This is a genomic window from Pseudomonas sp. RIT623, assembly GCF_004519305.1.
Taxonomy (GTDB): Bacteria; Pseudomonadota; Gammaproteobacteria; order Pseudomonadales; family Pseudomonadaceae; genus Aquipseudomonas.
In genome coordinates, this window is sequence record NZ_SOZA01000007.1 from 1 (window position 1) to 21,369 (window position 21,369).

A 21,369-nucleotide genomic window follows, 5' to 3' on the forward strand; every position below is an offset into this window, starting at 1 on the left:
CACGCGCCAGGGCCATGCCCGGCAGGCTGTATTCCCCGGCGCCCGCAGCCGCGCGCCACCCCTTTCGATCCAGGTCTGACCACAACGCTATCAACGCCCGAAGCCAGGAGGCTTCGCGCTGACTCATGACTGATCGACTGGAATCATTATGTCCGGCTGCACCCCTGTTTTTGCCCTTTCCCTGCGTGGGACCATCGCCGTGCTGTGCGGCTCGCTGCTCGCGCCACTGGCCCTGGCCGCCGAAACCGGCCACGAAGACCACATCCACGACACGGCCGAGCTGAGCCCGACGGTGATCACCGCCATCGCCCCGAGCTCGCCGCTGACCGTGGTCACCAACCCCAAGGACCCGCGCCAGCCCGTGCCGGCCAGCGACGGCGGTGACTACCTCAAGACCATCCCCGGTTTCTCGGTGATCCGCGCTGGCGGCACCAATGGCGACCCGGTGCTGCGCGGCATGTTCGGCTCGCGCCTGAACATCCTCACCAACGGCGGCATGATGCTCGGTGCCTGCCCGGGCCGCATGGACGCCCCGACCTCGTACATCTCCCCGGAAACCTACGACCGCCTCACCGTGATCAAGGGCCCGCAGAGCGTGATCTGGGGCCCGGGCGGCTCCGCTGGCACCATCCTCTTCGAGCGTGACCCGGAGAAATTCGGCGAGCTCGGCAGCCGCGTAAACGGCAGCGTGCTGGCCGGCTCCAACGGCCGCTTCGACAAGGTGCTCGACGCCGCGGCCGGCAACCAGCTTGGCTATGTGCGCTTCGTCGGCAACCAGTCGCACTCGGATGACTTCGAAGACGGCAACGGTGACACCGTGCCGTCGCGCTGGGACAAGTGGAACGGCGATGTCAGCCTCGGCTGGACCCCGGACGCCGACACCCTGCTCGAACTGACCGCCGGCAAGGGCGATGGCGAGGCGCGCTCCGCCGGGCGTGGCATGGACGGTTCGCAGTTCAAGCGTGAAAGCCTGGGGCTGCGTTTCGAGAAATCCAACATCGGCGAGGTGCTCGACAAGGTCGAGGCGCAGGTCTACTACAACTACGCCGATCATGTGATGGACAACTACACCCTGCGCTCGCCCGGCATGATGGCCATGGTCAGCAATGTCGACCGCCGTACCCTGGGCGCGCGGATCAAGGCCACCTGGCGCTGGGCCGATATGCAGTTGATCAGCGGCATCGACGCGCAGACCAACGAACACCGCAAGCGCGGCGGCATGGGCATCGACGCCTACAAGGGCAAGCCCTGGGACAAGGACGCCGACTTCCATAACTACGGCGTGTTCGGCGAGTTGACCTGGTACGCCACCGGCGAGGACCGGTTGATCACCGGCGCGCGCCTGGACCGCGCCTCGGCCCGCGATTTGCGCACAGGCATCGCCACCAGCGGCGACACTCGCGCCGACACCCTGCCCAGCGGCTTCGTGCGCTACGAGCACGACCTGGCGGCCGTGCCCGCCACCACCTACATCGGCCTGGGCCACACCCAGCGCTTCCCGGACTACTGGGAGCTGTTCTCGCCGACCCTGGCCCCGACCGGTTCGGTGAACGCCTTCGACGGCATCAAGCCAGAAAAGACCACCCAACTCGACTTCGGCATCCAGTACCGCGACGAGCGCCTGGAGGCCTGGGCCTCGGGTTACGTCGGGCAGATCCGTGACTACATCCTGTTCGACTATGTGCCGGGCAAAGGCGGCATGGGCAGCAAGTTGGTGTCCCAGGCGCAAAACATCGACGCCCGCATCATGGGCGGCGAACTGGGCGCGGCCTACAAGCTGACCGAGAACTGGAAGGCCGACGCCACGCTCGCCTACGCTTGGGGCAAGAACAGCAGTGATGGCAAGGCGCTACCGCAAATGCCACCGCTGGAAAGCCGCCTGGGCCTGACCTACAGCCGCGACACCTGGAGCGTCGGCGCCCTTTGGCGGCTGGTAGCGGAGCAGAACCGTATCGCCAAGAACCAGGGCAACGTGGTCGGCAAGGACTACGACACCAGCTCAGGCTTCGGTGTGTTCTCGCTCAACGGCGCCTACAAGATCAACAGCAACCTCAAGCTCAGCGCGGGCGTCGACAACCTGTTCGACAAAACCTACGCCGAGCACCTGAACCTGGCCGGGAACGCCGGGTTCGGCTACCCGGCGAACAGCGTGCAGCCGGTCAACGAGCCAGGCAGGACCTTCTGGACCAAGGTCGACTTCAGCTTCTGACAACAACAAACGGGCGCGGGACCTGACCGCGCCCACTCAAGGTCTACGGGAGCCTCCCATGAACAAACCAAACGTTTCCTTCTACAACCTGGCGTGGCGCTGGCATTTCTATGCCGGGCTGTTCGTGGCACCGTTCATGATCCTGCTGGCGCTTACCGGGATCATCTACCTGTTCAAGCCGCAGCTCGACCCATTGATGTACCGCGAACTGATGGTGGTCGAGGCCGGCCATCACCGACAGGCTGCCGATACGCTACTGGCAAACGTGCGCCAGGCTTATCCACAGGGACAGGTGGGCCAATACCTGCCAGCGATCGACGCCGAGCGCAGCGCGCAGTTCGTGGTGCACGACGGCGGTCGTGAGCTGAATGTGTTCGTCGACCCCTACAGCGGCAAGGTGCTGGGCGATCAGGACGGCAAGCAGAACCTGCAGGCCATTGTCCGCGCCCTGCACGGCGAACTGATGGTCGGCACGGTCGGTGACCGGCTGGTGGAACTGGCGGCAGGCTGGGGCATTGTCCTGGTGGTGTCCGGCCTCTATCTCTGGTGGCCACGCGGGCGCAGCAGCGCGGGCGTGCTGTGGCCACGTTTCAGCGCGCGCGGCCGCTTGCTGTGGCGCGACCTGCATGCCGTCACCGGCTTCTGGGGTTCGGCCCTGCTGCTGTTGATGCTGCTCAGCGGCATGACCTGGACCGGGCTGTGGGGCAAGCAGTACGCCGACCTGTGGAACCGCTTCCCGGCGGCCATGTGGAATGACGTGCCCAAGTCAGATAAAGAAGCGCGCGACCTCAACAGTGCCCATCGCCAGACCGTGCCATGGGCGATGGAAAACACGCCAATGCCAGTGTCCGGCGCCCATGCCGAGCATGCCGGGCACCACATGATGGACCAGGCCCCGGCGGCGCCGCAGGTGAGCCTGCAGCAGGTCGAGGACGTCGCCACCTTGCGCAAGGTCGAACCGGGCTACAGCATCACCCTGCCGACCAGTGCCGAGGGCGTGTTCACCATCGCGGTGTTCGCCGACGACCCGCGCAACGACGCCACCCTGCATGTCGACCAGTACACCGGCCAAGTGCTGGCCGACGTGCGCTGGCAGGACTACAGCCCCGTGGCCCGCGCCACCGAGCTGGGGGTAATGCTGCACGAGGGCAAGATGTTCGGGGCGTTGAACCAGCTCGTCATTCTGCTGGTGTGCCTGATGATCCTGCTGGGCTCGGTGAGCGGGCTGGTGATGTGGTGGAAACGTAAGCCCAACGGCGGATTGGGGGTGCCGCCGCTGCGTCATGACCTGCCGCGCTGGAAGATGGCGGTGGGGGTGATGCTGGTGCTGGGCGTCGCCTTCCCGCTGGTGGGGTTGTCCATGGTGGTGATGTGGGTGGTGGATAGCCTGGTGGTCAGGCGCCGGGGCATGGTCCAGGCTTGAGACCTGTTCGCCGGCAAGCCGGCTCCTACGGGATCGTCGTAGGAGCCGGCTTGCCGGCGAAAGGGCCAGCGAAATCAATCATTGATTCCCGTCATGTCGAGCACCGCGCTGTACCGCCAAGATCGTGCCGATCTGCCACACCCGCGATTGGAACGCGACGTGATAGCCTACTCGGCTTTCGCTCACAAAAAGACTGACCCTCAATGGAATGCAGCCTATGACCCGGACCTCCCAGACACCCTCCGAAGAGCAGCACCTGCAACGCAACCTGACCAACCGTCATATCCAGCTCATCGCCATTGGCGGCGCCATCGGCACCGGCCTGTTCATGGGCTCGGGCAAGACCATCAGCCTGGCCGGTCCGTCGATCATCTTCGTCTACATGATCATCGGCTTCATGCTGTTCTTCGTCATGCGCGCCATGGGCGAGCTGCTGCTGTCGAACCTCAACTACAAGTCGTTCATCGATTTCTCCGCCGACCTGCTCGGCCCCTGGGCCGGCTACTTCACCGGCTGGACCTACTGGTTCTGCTGGGTGGTCACCGGCATCGCCGACGTGGTGGCGATCGCCGCCTACACGCAATTCTGGTTCCCCGACCTGCCGCAGTGGATACCGGCGCTGAGCTGCGTGGCGCTGTTGCTGTCGCTGAATCTGGTGACGGTGAAGATGTTCGGCGAAATGGAATTCTGGTTCGCCCTGATCAAGATCATCGCCATCATGGGCCTGGTCGCCACCGGCCTGTACATGGTCATCACCGGCTTCCAGTCACCGAGCGGGCATACCGCCACCCTGACCAACCTGTGGAATGACGGCGGCATGTTCCCCAACGGCCTGCTCGGCTTCTTCGCCGGCTTCCAGATCGCCGTGTTCGCCTTCGTCGGCATCGAGCTGGTGGGCACCACCGCGGCCGAAGCGAAGAACCCCGAGCGCACCCTGCCGCGGGCGATCAACTCGATCCCGGTGCGGATCATCGTGTTCTACGTGCTGGCCCTGATCGCGATCATGGCCGTGACCCCCTGGCGCGACGTGGTGCCGGGCAAGAGCCCGTTCGTCGAGCTGTTCGTGCTGGCCGGCCTGCCGGCGGCGGCGAGCATCATCAACTTCGTGGTGCTGACCTCGGCGGCCTCGTCGGCCAACAGCGGCGTGTTCTCCACCAGCCGCATGCTGTTCGGCCTGGCCCAGGAGGGCGATGCGCCCAAGGCGTTCGAGAAACTCTCGCGCCGCGCCGTGCCGGCCAACGGCCTGTACTTCTCCTGCACCTGCCTGCTGCTGGGCGCGGTGCTGATCTACCTGGTACCCAATGTGATCGAAGCCTTCACCCTGGTGACGACGGTGTCGGCGGTGCTGTTCATGTTCGTCTGGACGCTGATCCTGCTGTCGTACCTGAGCTACCGCAAGCAGCGCGCGGCGCTGCATGAGCAATCCACCTACAAGATGCCCGGCGGGCGCTTCATGTGCTACGTGTGCCTGGTGTTCTTCGCCGGCATCCTGGTGCTGTTGAGCCTGGAGGCCGATACGCGCTCGGCGCTGGTGGTGACGCCGATCTGGTTCCTGATCCTGGCGGTGACCTATCAGTTCGTGCGTAGCAGGCGCCAGCCGCGTACCGCCGTGCGCGGGGCGTCGAACCGCTGATCGCGGGGGCTGCTGCGCAGCCCATTCGCCAGCAAGGCTGGCTCCTACAGGTACAGCGCACGCTCCGAAACCTGCGCTGGACCTGTAGGAGCCAGCCTTGCTGGCGAATGGGCGCGCAACACCCCTACTGTCTCAACCCTGCTCCAACCCCTCGAGCACCGCCTCGGCCAACGCCAAGCCTTTCTCCAACGAATTCTCCGTCGCCGTCAGCAAACTGCGCAACGGCTCCCCCGCCTTCTCCAGCGCGGCGGCATTGGTCTCATACGCCGCCTTCAACGCCGCCACGGCGCACACCAGCGCATCCTCGCTATCGACGCCAGCCTGTACCGAAAGCATCGGGGCATGGGCGTGATTGCAGGTGCCGAAACGGGAACTGGCGGTGACCGGACGTGATTTGCGCGGGGTGAGGTTGACCAGCGATTCCTGGTTCATGGCTGCACCTCTCGATGAAAGGCGGCGATCTCGATAAATGCGAACGGTGGATCGGGAACGATCTTCTTGAGCATGGTGCTACTCCTTGCAACATTTCCGAAGTGTTTCTCCGAGCCCATACGCCAATATGGGTGGACGGAGCCGTGCGGGTTGGCGTTACCGGTCGGAAGGCCGGCGAGCCCGAAGGCTCCCACACACAGCTCCGCCCATAACGGGTGCAACCATGCGGGGCACAGATTTCGCGAGAGCGAAGTGCCCGGTTCCGAATCCGGGACGCCAATCCCGAACCGCAGAATCTACTGCGGTGCGGCACGGTACTCAAGTAACTGGGGTGTGTCAAAATGTTCACCGGCAACGCCCACTAACAGTGCGCGGACTCAAACCCGCGCACCCAATCGGCGCACAAATTGCCCCGCCCTGGACAATTCCACGCCTACCCAGCCCGGCACGTGCCTTGCTTGAGCATCGAGCACAGTTTGCAGCCTTCCGCCTTGCGAGACCGCACCATGAATTATCAGCTGCGCGATGCCCTGCCCGACGACCTGCCGGGCATCCTCGACATCTACAACGACGCCGTGGCCAACACCACGGCGATCTGGAACGAAACCCCGGTGGACCTGGCCAACCGCCTGGCCTGGTTCGAGGCGCGTGCGCAACAGGGTTACCCGATCCTCGTCGCAGTCGATGAATCCGGTGTGTTGGGCTATGCCTCGTTTGGCGACTGGCGGCCGTTCGAGGGCTTTCGCCATACCGTCGAGCACTCGGTCTACGTGCGTGGCGACCAGCGTGGCAAGGGCCTGGGCCCCGACCTGATGGAAGCGCTCATCGAGCGTGCGCGCCGTTGCAACAAGCATGTGATGGTCGCCGCCATCGAGAGCGGCAACGCCGCCTCGATCCGCCTGCACGAACGCCTGGGCTTCAACATCACCGGGCAAATGCCACAGGTGGGCGTGAAGTTCGGGCGCTGGCTGGACCTGACCTTCATGCAGCTTTACCTGGATGACAACCCTCTCCCCCCTTCAAGGAACTGAAGCCCATGAACAGCGCGCAAACGCACCGCGTGACCCACGAAGGCCTGGCGTACTACCGCGACGGCCTGGTGAACCTTTTGCTCGATGCGGTGCGTCAGGGCGCTTCGGTGGGTTTTCTAGCCGATATCGATGAGCAGCAAGCCAAGGCCTACTTCGATGAGGTGAAGGCAAAGCTGGCCAGTGACGAGCAGTTGCTCTGGGTCATTGCGCAAGGGCAGGAGGTGCTGGGTAGCGTGCAACTGGGGCTGTGCCTGAAGCCCAATGGACTGAACCGGGGCGAAGTGCAGAAATTGCTGGTGCACAGCGATGCCCGACGGCTTGGGCTGGGGCAGCAGTTGATGGGCGCACTGGAGGCCGAGGCGCGGCGGATTGGGCGGGGGATGTTGTTTCTCGATACCGAGGCGGGGTCTGCGGCGGAGGCGTTCTATCGGGCGCTGGGGTACAGCAAGGCGGGGGAGATTCCGGACTATGCCTGCGGGCCGGAAGGGGGGTACCGGGCTACAGCGTTGTACTTCAAGGTGATCGCGAAAGCTTCATGAACCTGGGGGCGCTTTGCGCCCCTATCGCGACACAAGGCCGCTCCTACAGGGGAACGCGATCTCCTGTAGGAGCGGCCTTGTGTCGCGATAGGGCTGCGCAGCAGCCCCAGGATCTGATCTCACAGGCCATACCCGTCACATCTGGGTAAACCGCCCCAACCGCTGCTTCAGCATGCTGTTCTCGCTGCGCAACTGCTGCACCTCTTCCAGCAATTCCAGCGCCAGCGCCACCCCTTCCCACTCCAGTTCCAGTTGCTCATGCAACTTCACCGCGCGCTTGAGCGTCACCGGCGCGCGGTCGTCGAACACCCACTCCTCCGGCGTTCGCCCCGAAGGCTCAACAATGCCGTGCTCGACGATCTCGATCACGCAATCGGCCGTGATATCGGCCTCCTGACACAGGGTACGCATGTCCAGTTGAACGATCAGGGTGCTGCTCATGATCACTTACTCCATTGAGTCCTCGGGTTGAACGCGGCTTTCTCGGAGAGCTGGGTCCACAGTGCGCGAGTTGCGTCATCGGATTGGGCGGGCATCACTACCTTGAGCTGGGCGTACAGGTCGCCACGCTCGCCCTGCTTGTTCAGCAGGCCCATGCCCTTGACCCGCAGGCGCTGGCCGCTCTGGCTGTCGGGGCGGATGGTCAGGTTGATCTTGCCGGTCAGGGTCGGCACGGCCACCTTGGCGCCGAGCGCCGCTTCCCACGGTGCCAGGGGCACGGTGATGATCAGGTCATGACCTTCGACATCGAACAACGGGTGCGGTGCCATGCGGATGGTCAGGAACAGGTCGCCATTGGCGCCACCACCCACGCCCGGCGCGCCCTGGCCCTTGAGGCGAATGCGCTCGCCGTCGGTCACCCCGGCAGGGATCTTCACGTTCAGGGTCTTGGTGGTGAACCCGGTGCGCTGCCCGGCGGCATTGGTTTGCGGCACCTGGAAGCTGATCTGCTTGGATTCCTTGTTCAGGGTTTCCTCGAGGAACACCGCCAGTTCCAGTTCCACGTCCTGCCCTCGCCTGCCAGCACTGCGTTGTTGCCGGCCACCGCCGCCACCGAAGGGGTTGCTACCCCGGGCGCCGAAGATCGAGCTGAAGAAATCGGAAAAATCGCCGCCCTCGAAGCCACCGCCGCCGCCATTACCGCCACGTGATTGCCAGCCAGGCGGTGCCTGGAACGGCCGGCCATGCTGGCCGCCATACTTGCGGATCTCGTCGTACTCGGCGCGCTTGTCCTTGTCGCCAAGCACTTCATAGGCCTCGTTGGCCTCCTTGAACTTGTCCTCGGCGTCGCGCTCCTTGCTGACGTCGGGGTGATACTTGCGCGCGAGCTTGCGGTACGCGGCCTTGATCGCCTTGTCGTCCGCGCTCGCCTCGACGCCGAGTATCTTGTAGTAGTCTTTGAAGTCCATCTGGGGATCACCGATGTGAATGTGCGTATTGCTACTGAAGATTGGGGTCAAGCATAGCCTTTCAAGGTGCATCCGGGGTTGCGCTATCGCAGACGACCGGTCTTGATTTAGCCGCAGACTGGCATAAACTGCGCGGCCGTTTTGCCTCCGGAAGCACTCCCCCATGTCTGACGTATCCCCGGCCCGCGCCCTCGGCATCGACTTCGGCACCTCCAACTCCACGGTCGGCTGGCACCGCCCGGGCGTCGAATCGCTGATCGCCCTGGAAGACGGCAAGATCACCTTGCCCTCGGTGGTATTCTTCAATATCGAGGAGCGTCGCCCGGTGTACGGCCGCCTGGCCCTGCACGAGTACCTTGAAGGCTACGAAGGCCGCCTGATGCGCTCGCTGAAAAGCCTGCTGGGCTCCAAGCTGATCAAGCACGACACCAGCGTGCTGGGCAGCGCCTTGCCGTTCAAGGACCTGCTGGGCATGTTCATCGGCGAGCTGAAAAAGCGCGCCGAGGCTGCCGCCGGTCGTGAATTCGAGCAAGTGGTGCTGGGCCGCCCGGTATTCTTCGTCGACGAAGACCCCGCCGCCGACCAGGAGGCCGAGGACACCTTGGCGGAGGTGGCGCGCAAGATCGGCTTCAAGGACGTATCGTTCCAGTACGAGCCGATTGCCGCGGCGTTCGACTACGAGTCGGGCATCAGCCGTGAAGAGCTGGTACTGATTGTCGATATCGGCGGTGGTACCTCGGACTTTACCCTGATCCGCCTGTCGCCCGAGCGCCACCTTGTGGCCGAGCGCCAGAGCGACATCCTCGCCACCGGCGGCGTGCACATCGGCGGTACCGACTTCGACAAGCAACTGAGCCTGCAGGGCGTGATGCCGCTGTTCGGCTACGGCAGCCGAATGAAGAGCGGCGCACTGATGCCCACCAGCTACCACCTCAACCTGGCCACCTGGCACACCATCAACGCCCTGTACTCGCAGAAATCGCAGTTGGCCCTGGGCAGCATGCGCTACGACATCGAGGACACCCTGGGCATCGACCGCCTGTTCAACCTGATCGAACAGCGCGCCGGGCATTGGTTGGCGATGGAGGTGGAGGCCAGCAAGATCGAGCTGACCGAGCGCGACAGCCGGAGCATCGACTTCGGCCGGATCGAGCCGCAGCTGTCGGCCGAGCTGACCCGGGTGCTGTTCGAGGAGGCTATCGACGGGCTGCTGGAGCGGGTGCGTGGCAGCGTCAGCGAGTTGCTGGCCAAGGCCGGCGTCAGCGAGGGGCAGGTGGACACGGTGTTCTTCACCGGTGGTTCCAGCGGGATTCCGGCGCTGCGCAACAGCGTGGCGGCGATGCTGCCCAATGCGCGGCATGTGGAAGGCAACATTTTCGGCAGCATCGGCAGCGGGTTGGCGATCGAGGCGCGCAAGCGTTACGGCGCGGCCTGAGGCTCCCGTCCTGTAGGAGCCAGCTTGCTGGCGAACCAGGCGCCGCGGTGGATGGCACCGGCTACGCCGGTGTTCGCCGGCAAGCCGGCGAACAGGATCAAACCAACTCCGCCCGCTTCAGCTCACTCTTCAGGTAGGCGTAATAGATCGGCCCCGCCACCACCCCAGGCAAGCCGAACGCAGCCTCGAACACCAGCATCGCCAGCAACAGCTCCCAGGCCTTGGCGCTGATCTGCCCACCGACGATCCGCGCGTTGAGGAAGTACTCGACCTTGTGGATCACGATCAGGTACCCCAGCGCCGCCATCGCCACCCAGATCGACAGCGACAAGCCGACGATGGTGATCAGGGTGTTGGACATCAGGTTGCCGATCACCGGCAGCAGCCCGAGCAGGAAGGTCAGCACGATCAGGGTCTTGGTCAGCGGCAGGTGCACGCCGAACAGCGGCAGCACCACGGCCAGGAAGACGCCAGTGAACACGGTGTTGAGCAGCGAGATCTTGATCTGCGCGAAGACGATGTTGCGAAACGCCTGCACCAGCAGGCTCAGGCGCTCGAACAGGGCCGCGGCCAGCGGCTTGCGCCGTGACACATCGGGGATGCGCTGCAAGGCGACGATGGCGCCGAGGATCATGCCGATCAGCAACGTCACGAACATGTGCGCCATGCCCTTGCCCACCAGTTGCAATTCGCTCAGGTGGCTCTTGAGCCAATCGCCGATGGCCACCTTGAACTCGGCGGCGCTGGCCGGCAGGTAGGCGTCGATGAACGGCGGCAACTGGCCACGGGCGCGCTCGACCAGGCCCATGAACTTGTCCAGCGAGGCGCCGGGGTTTTCGGCCTCGTGCAGAAGGAAACTGAAGGCGCCGGCGATCAGCAACGTCAGCGTGCTCACCACCAAGGTGCCGAGCAGCGCCACCGCCAGCCAACGCGCGCGCTGTCCGGCGATCAGCGGCTGCAGGCGCGGGGTGAGCATGTTGACCAACTCGAACACCAGCAGCCCGGCGAGCAGGCTCGGCAGCAACTTCAAAGGCAGCGCCAGCAGCAGCCCGGCGACGACGATGAGCAGGCTGGCAAGGGTGATCTGGCGGGGGGTGAAGGTCATACAGCCTCGACGGCAGACAGCGGAAAGACCCGCAGTCTGCCAGCCTTCCTGGCAGAGGCATAGGCGCAGGTCATTTCTTCTTCAGGCAGTCGCTCATGAAGGCTTTACGCTCGTCGCCCTTGAGGGCCTTGGCCTTGGGGTCGGCATTGCAGGCTTTCATGCGCTCTTGCGGGGTCATCGCCTTGGCCGGCTCGCCCTTTTTCAGGCACGTGCTCATGTATGCCTTGCGCGCATCGCCCTTGAGCGCCTTGGCCGTGGCGTCGGCATTGCAGGTGGTCATTTTTTCCTGTTGCGCGGTGGCGGCGAATCCTTGCCCGGCGATCAACATGCCCAACACCAGCAGAGGTACGTGCAGCAGCTTCATGGAGTGGTCTCCTTGTTCCCGCGCCCGATGCGCGGTCGTCGAGCAGAGTGTAGACAACAATTCTTACATCTCTGTCCGCGCTTGCCGCCGGTACTGCTCCGGTGTGCAGTGGGCCTGACGCTGGAACATGGCGATGAACGCCGAGGCGCTGCTGTAGCCAAGGTCGAAGGCGATGGCCTGGATCGGCAGGCCCGCCTCCAGCGCCTCGATGGCCCGCAGAAAACGCAGGCGCAGGCGCCATTCGCCAAAGCTCATGCCCAGTTCGCGCAGGCAGTGGCGCGCCAAGGTGCGTTCGCTGACATGCACCTGGGCGGCCCAGTCGGCCAGCGGGCGGTTGTCGCCGGGCTCGGCATGCAGCGCCTCGAGTACCCGGCGCAAGCCCTCGCTACGGGCGTAGGGCAGGTAGCAGGCCTGGGTCGGCGCCAGATGCAACTGGTCGATCAGGACCTGGACCAGGCGCTGGTCACGCTCGTCCTGGGCGATGTGCAGGTCGCGACGGGCAAAGTCACCAAGGATCGCCTTGAGGATGTCGCTGATCACCAGGCTGCAGGGCTGCGTCGGCATCTCGGCGCACAGGCTGCGCTCCAGGTAGACCGAGCGGTAGATGATGGCCTGAGGGTTGTAGCAGCCGTGCTCGGTGTCCGGCGGTACCCAGACGGCGTAGTGCGGCGGCGAGATGAAGCGCTGGCCCTCGACGTCCAGGTGCATCAGGCCATGGGAGGCATAGTTGAGCTGGCCCCAAGGGTGGCGATGGGGGGCGCTGTGGGTGTCGGCGCCGAACTCGTCGTAGCGGAAGTACACCGGGGCCGGGAGTTGCTCGAAACGGGGAATGTCGAGGTATTTGCGGGCCATGCTGTCTGCTTCGCGGGGCGGGTTGTCTGGATGGAAGTATAGGCTTACTAACAGACAGGCGATAATCATCGCCAGCCTGGACGGCCTTGCGGCCCCCAGGAAATCCCGCATTACCGAGAACCTGTGCAGCATGAACTACCTCTTCCCCCTCCTCGCCATCCTCATCTGGGCCGGCAACACCGTGGTCACCAAGATGTCCGCCGGTGCCATCTTCCCCGCCGAGATCGGCTTCTATCGCTGGCTGCTGGCCGGCCTGCTGTTCACCCCGTTCCTGCTGCCCAAGGTCTGGCGCAACCGCGCGGCGATTCGCCCGCACCTGGGCAAGGTGTTCGTCCTCGGCGTGCTGGGCATGGCCATCTACCAGAGCCTGGCCTACTTTGCCGCCGGCATCACCAGCGCCACCAACATGGGCATCATCCTTTCGCTGATGCCGCTGATGTCGCTGGCGCTGTCCATCGCCTGGCTCGGCCAGCGCCTGAGCTACGGCGCGCTGCTGGGGGCGCTGGTGTCGTTCGTCGGCGTGCTGGAGGTGGTCTCGGCCGGACAGCCGGCGACGCTGCTGCACCAGGGCCTGAACGGCGGCGACCTGCTGATGCTGGTGGCTACCCTGGCCTATGCGCTGTACAGTTTCCTGCTGAAGAAATGGCAACTGCGCCTGCCGCCGCTGCAACTGCTGTACCTGCAAGTGCTGGTGGCGATTCTGGTGCTGTTGCCGCTGTTCGTGCTGTCGCCCAAGACTGGCCTGAACAGCCATAACCTGGGCCTGGTGCTGTACGCCTGCGTGCTGGCCTCGATGGTGGCGCCGTTGGTATGGATGCAGGCCGTGCACCGTTTGGGGCCAAGCCGTACCACGCTGTTCTTCAACCTGCTGCCGGTGGTCACGGCGGTGATTGCGGCGGCGGTGCTGGATGAGCAGTTGGCCAGTTATCACCTGGTCGGCGGCCTGCTGACCTTGGTCGGCGTGCTGCTGGCCGAGCGCTGGACCACGCCTGTGCGTCGTTGACAGAGCGGGAGCGCTACGCGCTCCTTTCGCGGCACAAGGCCGCTCCTACGAGCGAACGCAATTCCCTGTAGGAGCGGCCTTGTGCCGCGAAAGGGCTGCGAAACCGCCCCAGGCTTCTCACAGCCCCGCAGCCTTGAGGCGGGCGGCATGCTCGGTGAACAGCCGCACCGGCTCGGCGCCCTTGCCCACCGCACCCAGCGACTGGTTGACGATATCCAGGTGATCGAGCGGATAGTCGTCACCAATCACCTGGCCCAGGTGCGAACTGAAGCGCCCGACCATGCCATCGCACTGCCCCTTCTCCCTGACGAAACTGCGGGCGAACAGCCGGCAAAATCGGTTGCTGCCATCGAAGCGATTCAGGCCCTGGTCGGTACGCCCGGGCTGCAGGGTGCCGGACCAGGAGTAGTAGCGCACCCCGTTCACCTGCGCCGCGCCCTCGCCACCCCAGACCTGCGGCAGTCCCTGTGGATAAGCCTGGTTGAACAGCGCCACCCCGGCGCTGGTCAACGATTGGTGCGAGGCATGCACATCGATAGGCAGCGGATCGCGTCGCCAGCCGGTCTCCAGCCAGCCCAGCACGATGGCCAAGGCATGCAGCGCGGCCTTGAGGATACGCCCCCGGGCTGAGTCGCCCGGCGCCGTGCGCTCCAGGTGATCGGCCAGCTCGGAACCGTGGTTGGGGCCGGCCACCGAGGTCACCGAGGCCACCCGCTCAGGCCGAATCGCCGCCGCATAGCGGGCACTGAGCGCACCCTGGCTATGGCCGACCAGGTTGACCTTGTCGGCCCCGGTGCGCTGGCAGATGTCCTCGATGATGCCGAGCAGCTGTTCGCCCCGCACCTCGCTGGAATGCAGCGGCGACACCTGCACCGGGAACACCTGCGCGCCGCCCCGACGCAATGCCGGGACGATGCCGAACCAGTAGGGATACACCAGCGCCCGGACGAAGCCGAGCATGCCCGGTACCAGCACCAGTGGATAACGCGTGGCCAGCTCCTGACTCATCAGCCTTGCCCTCTTCCGTGGACGAGCGACCCACACTACAGCGCGCCCCGGGTCATTCGCAATCGAACTCCCGGCGCCCCCTGCGGTTCCAAGCAGAACAGACCCTGAGCAAGGAGCGGGACCATGTACAAGCAGACCCTGGCCATCCTTCTGGCGAGCGCCACCCTGGTGGCCTGCGGCAGCCGCCCGGAAAACCCGGTGGACTACGTCACCTACCGCGACGAACCGCTGGTCAAGCAGGTGGAGCATGGCATGACCATGCAGAAGGTCATCGCCATCGGCGGCAGCCCGTCGAACGTGATCGACCTGCCCCACGGCGGCACCTGCAACGACTACATCCTCAACCGCGACGGCCACCAGCAGCCCTACTACGTGCGCTTCGACGCCACCGGCCACGTCGATGCCAAGGGCTTCAAGACCTGCAAGCAACGCCAGGAAGACAGCGACGCCGTGCACGGCGCATGACACCCCATGACCACCCTGATCGTTTCGGAGATGAACATGAGCGTTGAACTGACCGATGTGAAGACCCTGCGCGAACGTGCCCGCCAGCATGTCGAGCAAGGCGCGGTGACCGAGGGCTACCACGCCGACCGCGAGAAGATCCTGCGCCTGCTCAACGAGTCGCTGGCCACCGAGCTGGTTTGCGTGCTGCGCTACAAGCGCCACTACTTCATGGCCAGCGGCATCAAGGCCAGCGTCGCCGCGGACGAGTTCCTCGAGCATGCCAACCAGGAAGCCGAGCACGCCGACAAGCTGGCCGAGCGCATCGTGCAGCTCGGCGGCGAGCCAGACTTCAATCCGGACAACCTGACCAAGAACTCCCACGCCCAGTACGTGGCGGGCAGTTCGTTGAAGGAGATGGTGCTGGAGGACCTGGTGGCCGAGCGCATCGCCATCGACAGCTACCGCGAGATCATCCAGTACATCGGCGACAAGGACCCCACCACCCGGCGCATCTTCGAGGACATCCTGGCCCAGGAGGAAGAGCACGCGGACGATATGTCCGATCTGTTGCAGGGGCTGTGATTTCTGGGGGCGCTGCCCCTGAATCTGGTGCTGGACCTGTGGGAGCCGAGAGGGCCGCAAAGCGGCCCTATTTCTTGCCTTTCACCGCCGCCGGCGCCTTGCCGGCGCGCATCTGCTGCAGCAACGGCGTGCACTGGTTGGGCGCATCGCCGCTGCTCGGCGCAATCAGCGCCAGCAGCCCCGCCGCCGGCCCGACCACCACGCCCAGGGCCACCATCCCGGCGCCGCGCAACGCCAGCGGCACCGCCTGCACCCCGGCACTGGGCTTGGCGAACGGCCCGCGTACATACAGGGGCGAGCGCAGCGAGAACAAGCGCAGGCCTTTCGATTCCGGGGTGATCTTCAAATCCAACTGCTCGCTGGCGAAATTGGCCGTGCCGTTGATATAGATGATCGCGTTCTCGGTATCGAACACGAACAAGCGGGTAGTGGCCAGGCCATCCTTGATGCCGACATCGGCCGCCGCGCAGTTGATCTTCACCTCTTCGTCGCCGAACAGCTTGCCGATCACGTAGTTGCCGACGTTGAGCCCGGCGATTTCCATCAGGCTGCGGCTGATCGCGCCGTCGTTGATCAACAGGCGCAGGTCACCGTTGGCGGTGCCAAGCAAAGCTGCCACCGAGTTGCCCCGGCCCGTGATGTCGGCGTCGCCATTGAGCTCGCCGAAACTGGTCTGCATGGGCGCGAAGCTGGGGAACAGCTGCTTGAGCTTGAAGCCGCGCGCGGTCAGCTGGGCACGCCCCTGCATCGGCGTGCTGCGCCCGTCCAGACGGATGTTCGACGCCAGGTTGCCACCGGCCACGCCGAAACGCAGCGGCTCCAGGCGCAACAGGCCGTCCTCGAGGATCACATGGGCCGACAGGTCGTTGAACGGCAGCTTCTCGCTGTGCACGATGCGCTTGCCGGCGAAGGTCACGTCGGCATCCATGGCCCGCCAGCGCTCGGTACGAAATTCCTCCACCGGCAATACCTTGTCCGCCGGTTGCTTGCTGGCGCCACCCCGGGCCTTCTGCTCGCTGTTGGAGTCGGCGCCGATCAGCGGCGCCAGGTCCTTGAACAGCAATTGGTTGGACACCAGGTTGCCGGACAGCTTGGGCCGGGGCTGACTGGCGACGAAGGCCAGGTCGCCATGGATATCGCTGTCGCCGATCTTGCCGTTGAAGCCCTCATAGTGAAAGCGCGCGCCCTGCGGCGCATGCAGGTTGGCAGTCAGGTGGCCGTCGGTGGCGTACGCCGGGGTATCCGGCAGGGTCACCCCGGTCAGCGGATACAGGTTGCCCAGGCTGCTGCCGGCAAGTTTCAGGCGCAGGTCGAGGGCGCCGAGGTTGCGTGGGTCGGTCAGGGTTCCGGCGAGGGCGACATGGGTGTCGCCGATGCGCACGTCGGCCTGCAAGGGGAACGGCTGGGCGGCGTCCTGCAATGCCAGCAGGCCACCGATCTTGCCGGTGCCGACCACCGCCTGGCCCTTGTAGCTACCCTGGGCCTTGAGGCCGAAGGCGTAGTCCTGGGCATTGCCGGCTTTCTCGGCGCGGGCCTTGCCGACGATGTCGCTGAACGGCACCGGCTTGCCCAAGGGGTCCACCTGGACCTTCATGCGGGTCTTGAAGGTCTGGTCGTCGAAGCTGATGTTGCCCTGGTCGAAACCGATGGCACCGATATCCAGCTCCCAGCTGGAGGGTGCCTGGTTCTCGTCCTTGGGCCCGAAGTCGAACACCCAGTTGGCCCGGCCATCGGCCAGCCGGGTCAGGCTGGCAGTGGGCTTGACCAGGTCGATCCGCGGGATGCTGATGCGCTGGACGATCAGCGGCAGCGGTGCCAGGCGGAACTCCACCCGTTCCAGGCCGACCATGCGCGGCTCCTTGAGCCAATCGGGGTTGCCCAGGCTCAGGTCCTCGGCGGTGAAATGCGGCCAGGGCACGAACGCCCGCCAGCCGCCCTCCTCGGGCTCGGTGCGCCAATGCACGGCGAGGTTGCCATTGATGGCGAAGGGGCGGTGCAGGGCCTCGGAAACTTTCTCGTTGAGCAGCGGCTTGACGCGGTTCCAGTCGAAGGTGGCGATGACCACCACCAGGATCGCCAGCAAGGTGGCGAGGGTGGCGAAGGTCCAGATGAGGATTCTGGCAGGGCGCGTCATTGCGGGATTCTCCTGACTGCATGGCACAAGGGCGGCGCGATAATGGCACTCATTATGTCGGACTGATGAAAACCCGCCGGGTTTAATCCGCAGGCCATGATAACCAGGTTTTTCCTGACGCCTTTCTCAGCTTTTGGTCGGTGGCGATCGCCGTTGTTACCGGGTCATTGGCGTGCCACTTTCTTGGAGGGGGCCCTGTAAACATTGCGCCAGAGCGCCTGCGACTCAGTATCAATCACGTCGATTGTTACCATTATCCTGATGAACTTCTCTCTGTGGTTACCGAGCGTAGCATTGGCTCCGTACCCACTTTCCAGCCCCCGAGAGGAGCACCGAATCATGAAACGCCATCTGCTGCTGAGCCTGACCCTGTCTGTCCTTGCTGCCAACGCTTTCGCCCTGCCGGCCGCCGACCAGCATCTGAACGCTGAATCGCGCTCCAGCACGGCCACTGTAGCGCAACCGCTGAACACCCTGGCAGAAGGTGGCGCCGAACGCCTGCAAGAACGCGCCGGCCGTGTTGCCGAAGGTGGCTCGGATCGCTTGATCGAACGCAACAACCGTGTCGCCGAAGGTGGCTCGGATCGCCTGATCGAACGCAACAACCGTGTCGCCGAAGGTGGCTCGGATCGCCTGATCGAACGCAACAACCGTGTCGCCGAAGGTGGCTCGGATCGCCTGATCGAACGCAACAACCGCGTCGCCGAAGGTGGCTCGGATCGCCTGATCGAACGCAACAACCGTGTCGCCGAAGGTGGCTCGGATCGTCTGGTCGAACTCAGCCGTGTGAGCTGATCGTCATGGCCGAAAACAACAGCCCTGCGCACAGCAACTGCTCCCCTCCAAGCCCGGTCCATTGACCGGGCTTCGTTTTTCTATCCAGAATGCCCAGCCGTACCGTCATAGAAGCCTGCCCCATGCTGCCGCGCGCCGAACAGAAGCTACAAACCCGCCAGGCCCTGCTGGATGCCGCCTGCCAGCTCATGGAGAGCGGCCGAGGCTTTGGCAGTATCAGCCTGCGTGAGGTGGCCAAGGCCGCCGGTATCGTGCCCACCGGTTTCTATCGCCACTTCCCCGACATGGACGCCTTGGGCCTGGCCCTGGTGGCCGAGGTCGATACCACGTTCCGCCAGACCATCCGCCTGGTGCGGCACAACGAATTCGAGCTGGGTGGCATCACCGACGCCTCGGTGCGCATCTTCCTCGATGTAGTCACCGCCCACCGCGCGCAGTTCCTGTTCCTCGCCCGCGAGCAATACGGCGGTTCGCAAGCGGTGCGCCAAGCCATCGCCCGCCTGCGCCAGGACATCAGCAGCGACCTGGCCACCGACCTTGCGCGCATGCCGCGCTGGCGACACCTGGACGGCGCCGCCCTGGCGGTGATGGCCGACCTGGTGGTCAAGACCGTGTTCGCCACGTTGCCCGAGCTGATCGACAGCCCCGAACCGGGCCATGCACAGGCGCTGACGGCACAGGAAAAGATCACCCAGCAACTGCGCTTCATATTCGTCGGTGCGCGGCACTGGCAGGGCCTGGGCAATCCTGGTTGACGCTTTTGCCCAAACCGGATCGTGGGAACGAACCCCTTGTCACTTCTGCTACCATGGCGCCCTGCCCGACCGTCACGAGCGTCACCATGTCCAACCCCTGCCTTGCATTGACCCGTTTCCGCCAGCATTTCGCCGAGCGCATCGTGCCGCTGTGGCAGGGGCCTGGCTGGAACGCCGACATGGCCCTGCCGTACGAAGCCCTGGACACCCTGCACCGGCCACTGCCAGTGCAACGCTATCGGGCCATGGCCTGCGCCCGCCAGCTGTACCTGTTCAGCAGCCGCATCGAACAACCTGGCGCGGCCGAACGCGCCGCGGCATTGTTCCGTTCGTTGCAGAAGCATTTCCACGACGCCGAGCACGGCGGCTGGTTCTATAGCATCGACGCCCAAGGCAAGCCGCTGGATCGGCGTAAGGACCTCTACACCCATGCCTTCATCGTCTTCGCCTGCGCCCATTACCTGGGCAAGGTCGGCGAAGGGCTGGTGCAAGCCACGCTCAATGGCGCCCTCGAGGTGATCCACGAACAGTTCGCCCGCGACGATGGCCTGTACGAGGCCAGCCTGGGTGAGGATTGGTCGGACCTGGGCAGCGGCCCGCTGCAGAACCCGCAGATGCACCTGGCCGAAGCCTTCCTGCAGGTGCTGGCCGTCCGTGAGGACGAAGACGTTCGCGATTCGCTGCTGCGGCTGTGCGAAGCGCTGCAGGCGCAGTTCATCGAACCGGCCCATGGCCTGATGCTGGAGAAGCCGCGCGGGGCTGTGGATAACTGGTTCGAGCCGGGCCATCAGTTCGAGTGGTTCTACTTGCTGGACACCTCGCCGCTGCTGCGCGGGACAGCGCTGCACGCCTCCATCACCCGCGCCTTCGACTACGCCGAGCAGTGCGGAGTGAAGGATACGGCGGTGCTGGCAATGCTGGATGTGGACGGCAAGGTCATCGATGCCACTCAACGGATCTGGGCCCAGGCCGAGTACCTGCGGGCGCTGGCCTTGCGGCCAGGAAGCGAGGTGAGGTTGCTGGCGCAACTAGAGGCGCTGGAATCGCGATTCCTGCATGACGGTGGCTGGCATGAGTGCCGTGATGGCAATGGCGCGGTCAGCCGCCACGACATGCCATCGACGACGCCGTATCACCTGGCGACCTGCCTGGAAGGCTTGCAGCGCCTGAACTGACGCTTTCGCGGGTAAACCCGCTCCTACAGGGACCGCGTCACGTTCTAGATCGGCGCCATGCCTGTAGGAGCCGGCCTTGCCGGCGAATGGCCCGCAAAGCGGGCCCCATCACAAGATTCAGCCCTTGACCGAGCGGTCGATGGAGAACCCTGCCCAGTCCTGGCTCACCGGCATCAGCTCAAGGCTGTTGATATTGATGTGCGCCGGCTGGTTAAGGATCCAGAAGATGGTCTCGGCGATGTCCTGCGGCTGGATCGGCTCGGCACCGGCGTAGGTGGCGTCGTACTTGGCCTGGTCGCCGCCGAAGCGCACCAGCGAGAACTCGCTTTCGCACAACCCCGGCTCGATGTTGCTCACCCGTACCCCGGTGCCACGCAGGTCGCAGCGCAGGCTCAGCGAGAACTGACCGACGAAAGCCTTGGTGCCACCATAGACGTTGGCGCCCGGGTACGGATAGTTACCCGCCACCGAGCCGACGTTGAGGATCGACGCGCCGCGCCCATGGGCGATCAGCCGCGGCAGCAGCAGGCGGGTGGTGTACATCAGGCCCTTGATGTTGGTGTCGACCATGGTTTCCCAGTCGTCCAGGCTGCAGTTCTGCGCGGCATCCACGCCCAGCGCCAGGCCGGCGTTGTTGACCAGCCCCTGGAGCTTGTCGAAGCTCGGCGGCAGGCTGGCGATGGCGGCCTCCATCGCCTGGCGATCACGCACATCGACCACCAGGCCGTGCACTTCGGTCTTGGCCGACAGTTCCTCGCACAGCGCATCCAGACGCTCCTTGCGTCGACCGGTGAGCACCAGTTTCCAGCCGGCGTCGGCGAACCGGCGGGCGGTGGCCTCACCGAAACCGGAAGTCGCGCCAGTGATGAATACGGTGGACGTCATGCTCTTCTCCTTTCCTTAGCGGTGGGTTGCCTTTTGCAAGCCTCGCAGCATGCCCAACGCGCGGCTTGCCGACAACCGTTTCCAGCACTGTGCAAAAAACCAACAGATGCACCAAGCCCCCGCAACAGATGGCTTTGCCAAGGCTATGCGCAT

21 protein-coding genes and 1 pseudogene are annotated in these 21,369 nt (G+C 64.8%); 13 read left to right on the forward strand and 9 right to left on the reverse strand.

Annotated features, from left to right (window positions below; genetic code table 11):
- The 4 genes and pseudogenes from E3U47_RS06885 to cycA form a co-directional block, all read left to right on the forward strand.
- Positions 1-79, forward strand: a pseudogene (locus E3U47_RS06885) (DUF2946 domain-containing protein); the annotation flags it as partial.
- A gap of 69 nt (positions 80-148) precedes the next feature.
- Positions 149-2,209: a TonB-dependent copper receptor gene (locus E3U47_RS06890; RefSeq protein ID WP_134690248.1), complete on the forward strand. Its 2,061-nt coding sequence runs from the start codon at positions 149-151 to the stop codon at positions 2,207-2,209.
- A 58-nt stretch (positions 2,210-2,267) separates the two neighbouring features.
- Entirely contained in the window at positions 2,268-3,632 is a 1,365-nt protein-coding gene (locus E3U47_RS06895; protein ID WP_134690249.1) for a PepSY domain-containing protein, read from the forward strand.
- Positions 3,633-3,849: 217 nt separating this feature from the next.
- The gene (gene cycA, locus E3U47_RS06900) at positions 3,850-5,265 is read left to right on the forward strand and encodes a D-serine/D-alanine/glycine transporter (RefSeq protein WP_134690250.1); all 1,416 of its coding nucleotides are present in this window, start codon (positions 3,850-3,852) and stop codon (positions 5,263-5,265) included.
- 132 nt (positions 5,266-5,397) lie between these two features.
- On the opposite strand, the gene E3U47_RS06905 is transcribed toward cycA, so the two are convergent.
- Positions 5,398-5,697, reverse strand: a complete 300-nt coding sequence (locus E3U47_RS06905; RefSeq protein ID WP_134690251.1) for a hypothetical protein — start codon at positions 5,695-5,697, stop codon at positions 5,398-5,400.
- Positions 5,698-6,203: 506 nt separating this feature from the next.
- On the opposite strand from E3U47_RS06905, the gene E3U47_RS06910 reads away from it, so the two are divergent.
- Together E3U47_RS06910 and E3U47_RS06915 are read left to right on the forward strand one after the other, a co-directional pair.
- A complete protein-coding gene (locus E3U47_RS06910; protein WP_134690252.1) occupies positions 6,204-6,728 on the forward strand; it encodes a GNAT family N-acetyltransferase in 525 nt (174 codons plus the stop codon).
- Positions 6,729-6,733: 5 nt separating this feature from the next.
- Positions 6,734-7,267 carry a GNAT family N-acetyltransferase gene (locus E3U47_RS06915; RefSeq protein ID WP_134690253.1) on the forward strand — a complete coding sequence of 178 codons (534 nt, stop codon included), beginning with the start codon at positions 6,734-6,736 and terminating at the stop codon, positions 7,265-7,267.
- 135 nt (positions 7,268-7,402) lie between these two features.
- On the opposite strand, the gene E3U47_RS06920 is transcribed toward E3U47_RS06915, so the two are convergent.
- The gene (locus tag E3U47_RS06920; protein ID WP_134690254.1) at positions 7,403-7,708 is read right to left on the reverse strand and encodes a chaperone modulator CbpM; all 306 of its coding nucleotides are present in this window, start codon (positions 7,706-7,708) and stop codon (positions 7,403-7,405) included.
- Between the two features lie 2 nt (positions 7,709-7,710).
- Positions 7,711-8,676 (reverse strand): curved DNA-binding protein, encoded by a 966-nt coding sequence (gene cbpA / locus E3U47_RS06925; RefSeq protein WP_134690255.1) that lies wholly within the window; start codon positions 8,674-8,676, stop codon positions 7,711-7,713.
- Between the two features lie 163 nt (positions 8,677-8,839).
- Between cbpA and E3U47_RS06930 the strand changes: the two genes are divergently transcribed.
- Positions 8,840-10,111 (forward strand): Hsp70 family protein, encoded by a 1,272-nt coding sequence (locus tag E3U47_RS06930; RefSeq protein ID WP_134690256.1) that lies wholly within the window; start codon positions 8,840-8,842, stop codon positions 10,109-10,111.
- A gap of 97 nt (positions 10,112-10,208) precedes the next feature.
- Here E3U47_RS06930 and E3U47_RS06935 read toward each other — a convergent pair whose 3' ends face one another.
- From E3U47_RS06935 to E3U47_RS06945, 3 genes are all read right to left on the reverse strand, one after another.
- On the reverse strand, positions 10,209-11,216 hold the full coding sequence (locus E3U47_RS06935) for an AI-2E family transporter (RefSeq protein ID WP_134690257.1): 1,008 nt from the start codon (positions 11,214-11,216) through the stop codon (positions 10,209-10,211).
- Positions 11,217-11,286: 70 nt separating this feature from the next.
- On the reverse strand, positions 11,287-11,580 hold the full coding sequence (locus E3U47_RS06940) for a PsiF family protein (protein WP_134690258.1): 294 nt from the start codon (positions 11,578-11,580) through the stop codon (positions 11,287-11,289).
- 63 nt (positions 11,581-11,643) lie between these two features.
- On the reverse strand, positions 11,644-12,432 hold the full coding sequence (locus E3U47_RS06945) for a helix-turn-helix transcriptional regulator (RefSeq protein WP_134690259.1): 789 nt from the start codon (positions 12,430-12,432) through the stop codon (positions 11,644-11,646).
- A 130-nt stretch (positions 12,433-12,562) separates the two neighbouring features.
- Between E3U47_RS06945 and E3U47_RS06950 the strand changes: the two genes are divergently transcribed.
- Positions 12,563-13,435, forward strand: coding sequence for a DMT family transporter (locus E3U47_RS06950; protein ID WP_134690260.1), 873 nt, complete (start codon positions 12,563-12,565; stop codon positions 13,433-13,435).
- Positions 13,436-13,552: 117 nt separating this feature from the next.
- Here the strand turns inward: E3U47_RS06950 and E3U47_RS06955 are convergent, their stop codons facing one another.
- Positions 13,553-14,443 (reverse strand): triacylglycerol lipase, encoded by an 891-nt coding sequence (locus E3U47_RS06955; RefSeq protein WP_134690261.1) that lies wholly within the window; start codon positions 14,441-14,443, stop codon positions 13,553-13,555.
- A gap of 123 nt (positions 14,444-14,566) precedes the next feature.
- On the opposite strand from E3U47_RS06955, the gene osmE reads away from it, so the two are divergent.
- Entirely contained in the window at positions 14,567-14,908 is a 342-nt protein-coding gene (osmE, locus tag E3U47_RS06960; protein WP_134690262.1) for an osmotically-inducible lipoprotein OsmE, read from the forward strand.
- Between the two features lie 6 nt (positions 14,909-14,914).
- On the forward strand, positions 14,915-15,472 hold the full coding sequence (locus tag E3U47_RS06965; RefSeq protein ID WP_256660241.1) for a bacterioferritin: 558 nt from the start codon (positions 14,915-14,917) through the stop codon (positions 15,470-15,472).
- Positions 15,473-15,539: 67 nt separating this feature from the next.
- Here the strand turns inward: E3U47_RS06965 and E3U47_RS06970 are convergent, their stop codons facing one another.
- A complete protein-coding gene (locus tag E3U47_RS06970) occupies positions 15,540-17,606 on the reverse strand; it encodes an AsmA family protein (protein WP_134690263.1) in 2,067 nt (688 codons plus the stop codon).
- 339 nt (positions 17,607-17,945) lie between these two features.
- On the opposite strand from E3U47_RS06970, the gene E3U47_RS06975 reads away from it, so the two are divergent.
- From E3U47_RS06975 to E3U47_RS06985, 3 genes are all read left to right on the forward strand, one after another.
- Entirely contained in the window at positions 17,946-18,401 is a 456-nt protein-coding gene (locus E3U47_RS06975) for a phage infection protein (protein WP_134690264.1), read from the forward strand.
- 122 nt (positions 18,402-18,523) lie between these two features.
- Entirely contained in the window at positions 18,524-19,156 is a 633-nt protein-coding gene (locus tag E3U47_RS06980; protein WP_134690265.1) for a TetR family transcriptional regulator, read from the forward strand.
- Positions 19,157-19,242: 86 nt separating this feature from the next.
- A complete protein-coding gene (locus E3U47_RS06985; RefSeq protein WP_134690266.1) occupies positions 19,243-20,331 on the forward strand; it encodes an AGE family epimerase/isomerase in 1,089 nt (362 codons plus the stop codon).
- A gap of 117 nt (positions 20,332-20,448) precedes the next feature.
- On the opposite strand, the gene E3U47_RS06990 is transcribed toward E3U47_RS06985, so the two are convergent.
- Complete coding sequence (locus E3U47_RS06990) at positions 20,449-21,216, reverse strand: SDR family oxidoreductase (protein ID WP_134690267.1); 768 nt, start codon at positions 21,214-21,216, stop codon at positions 20,449-20,451.
- Positions 21,217-21,369 lie beyond the last annotated feature (153 nt).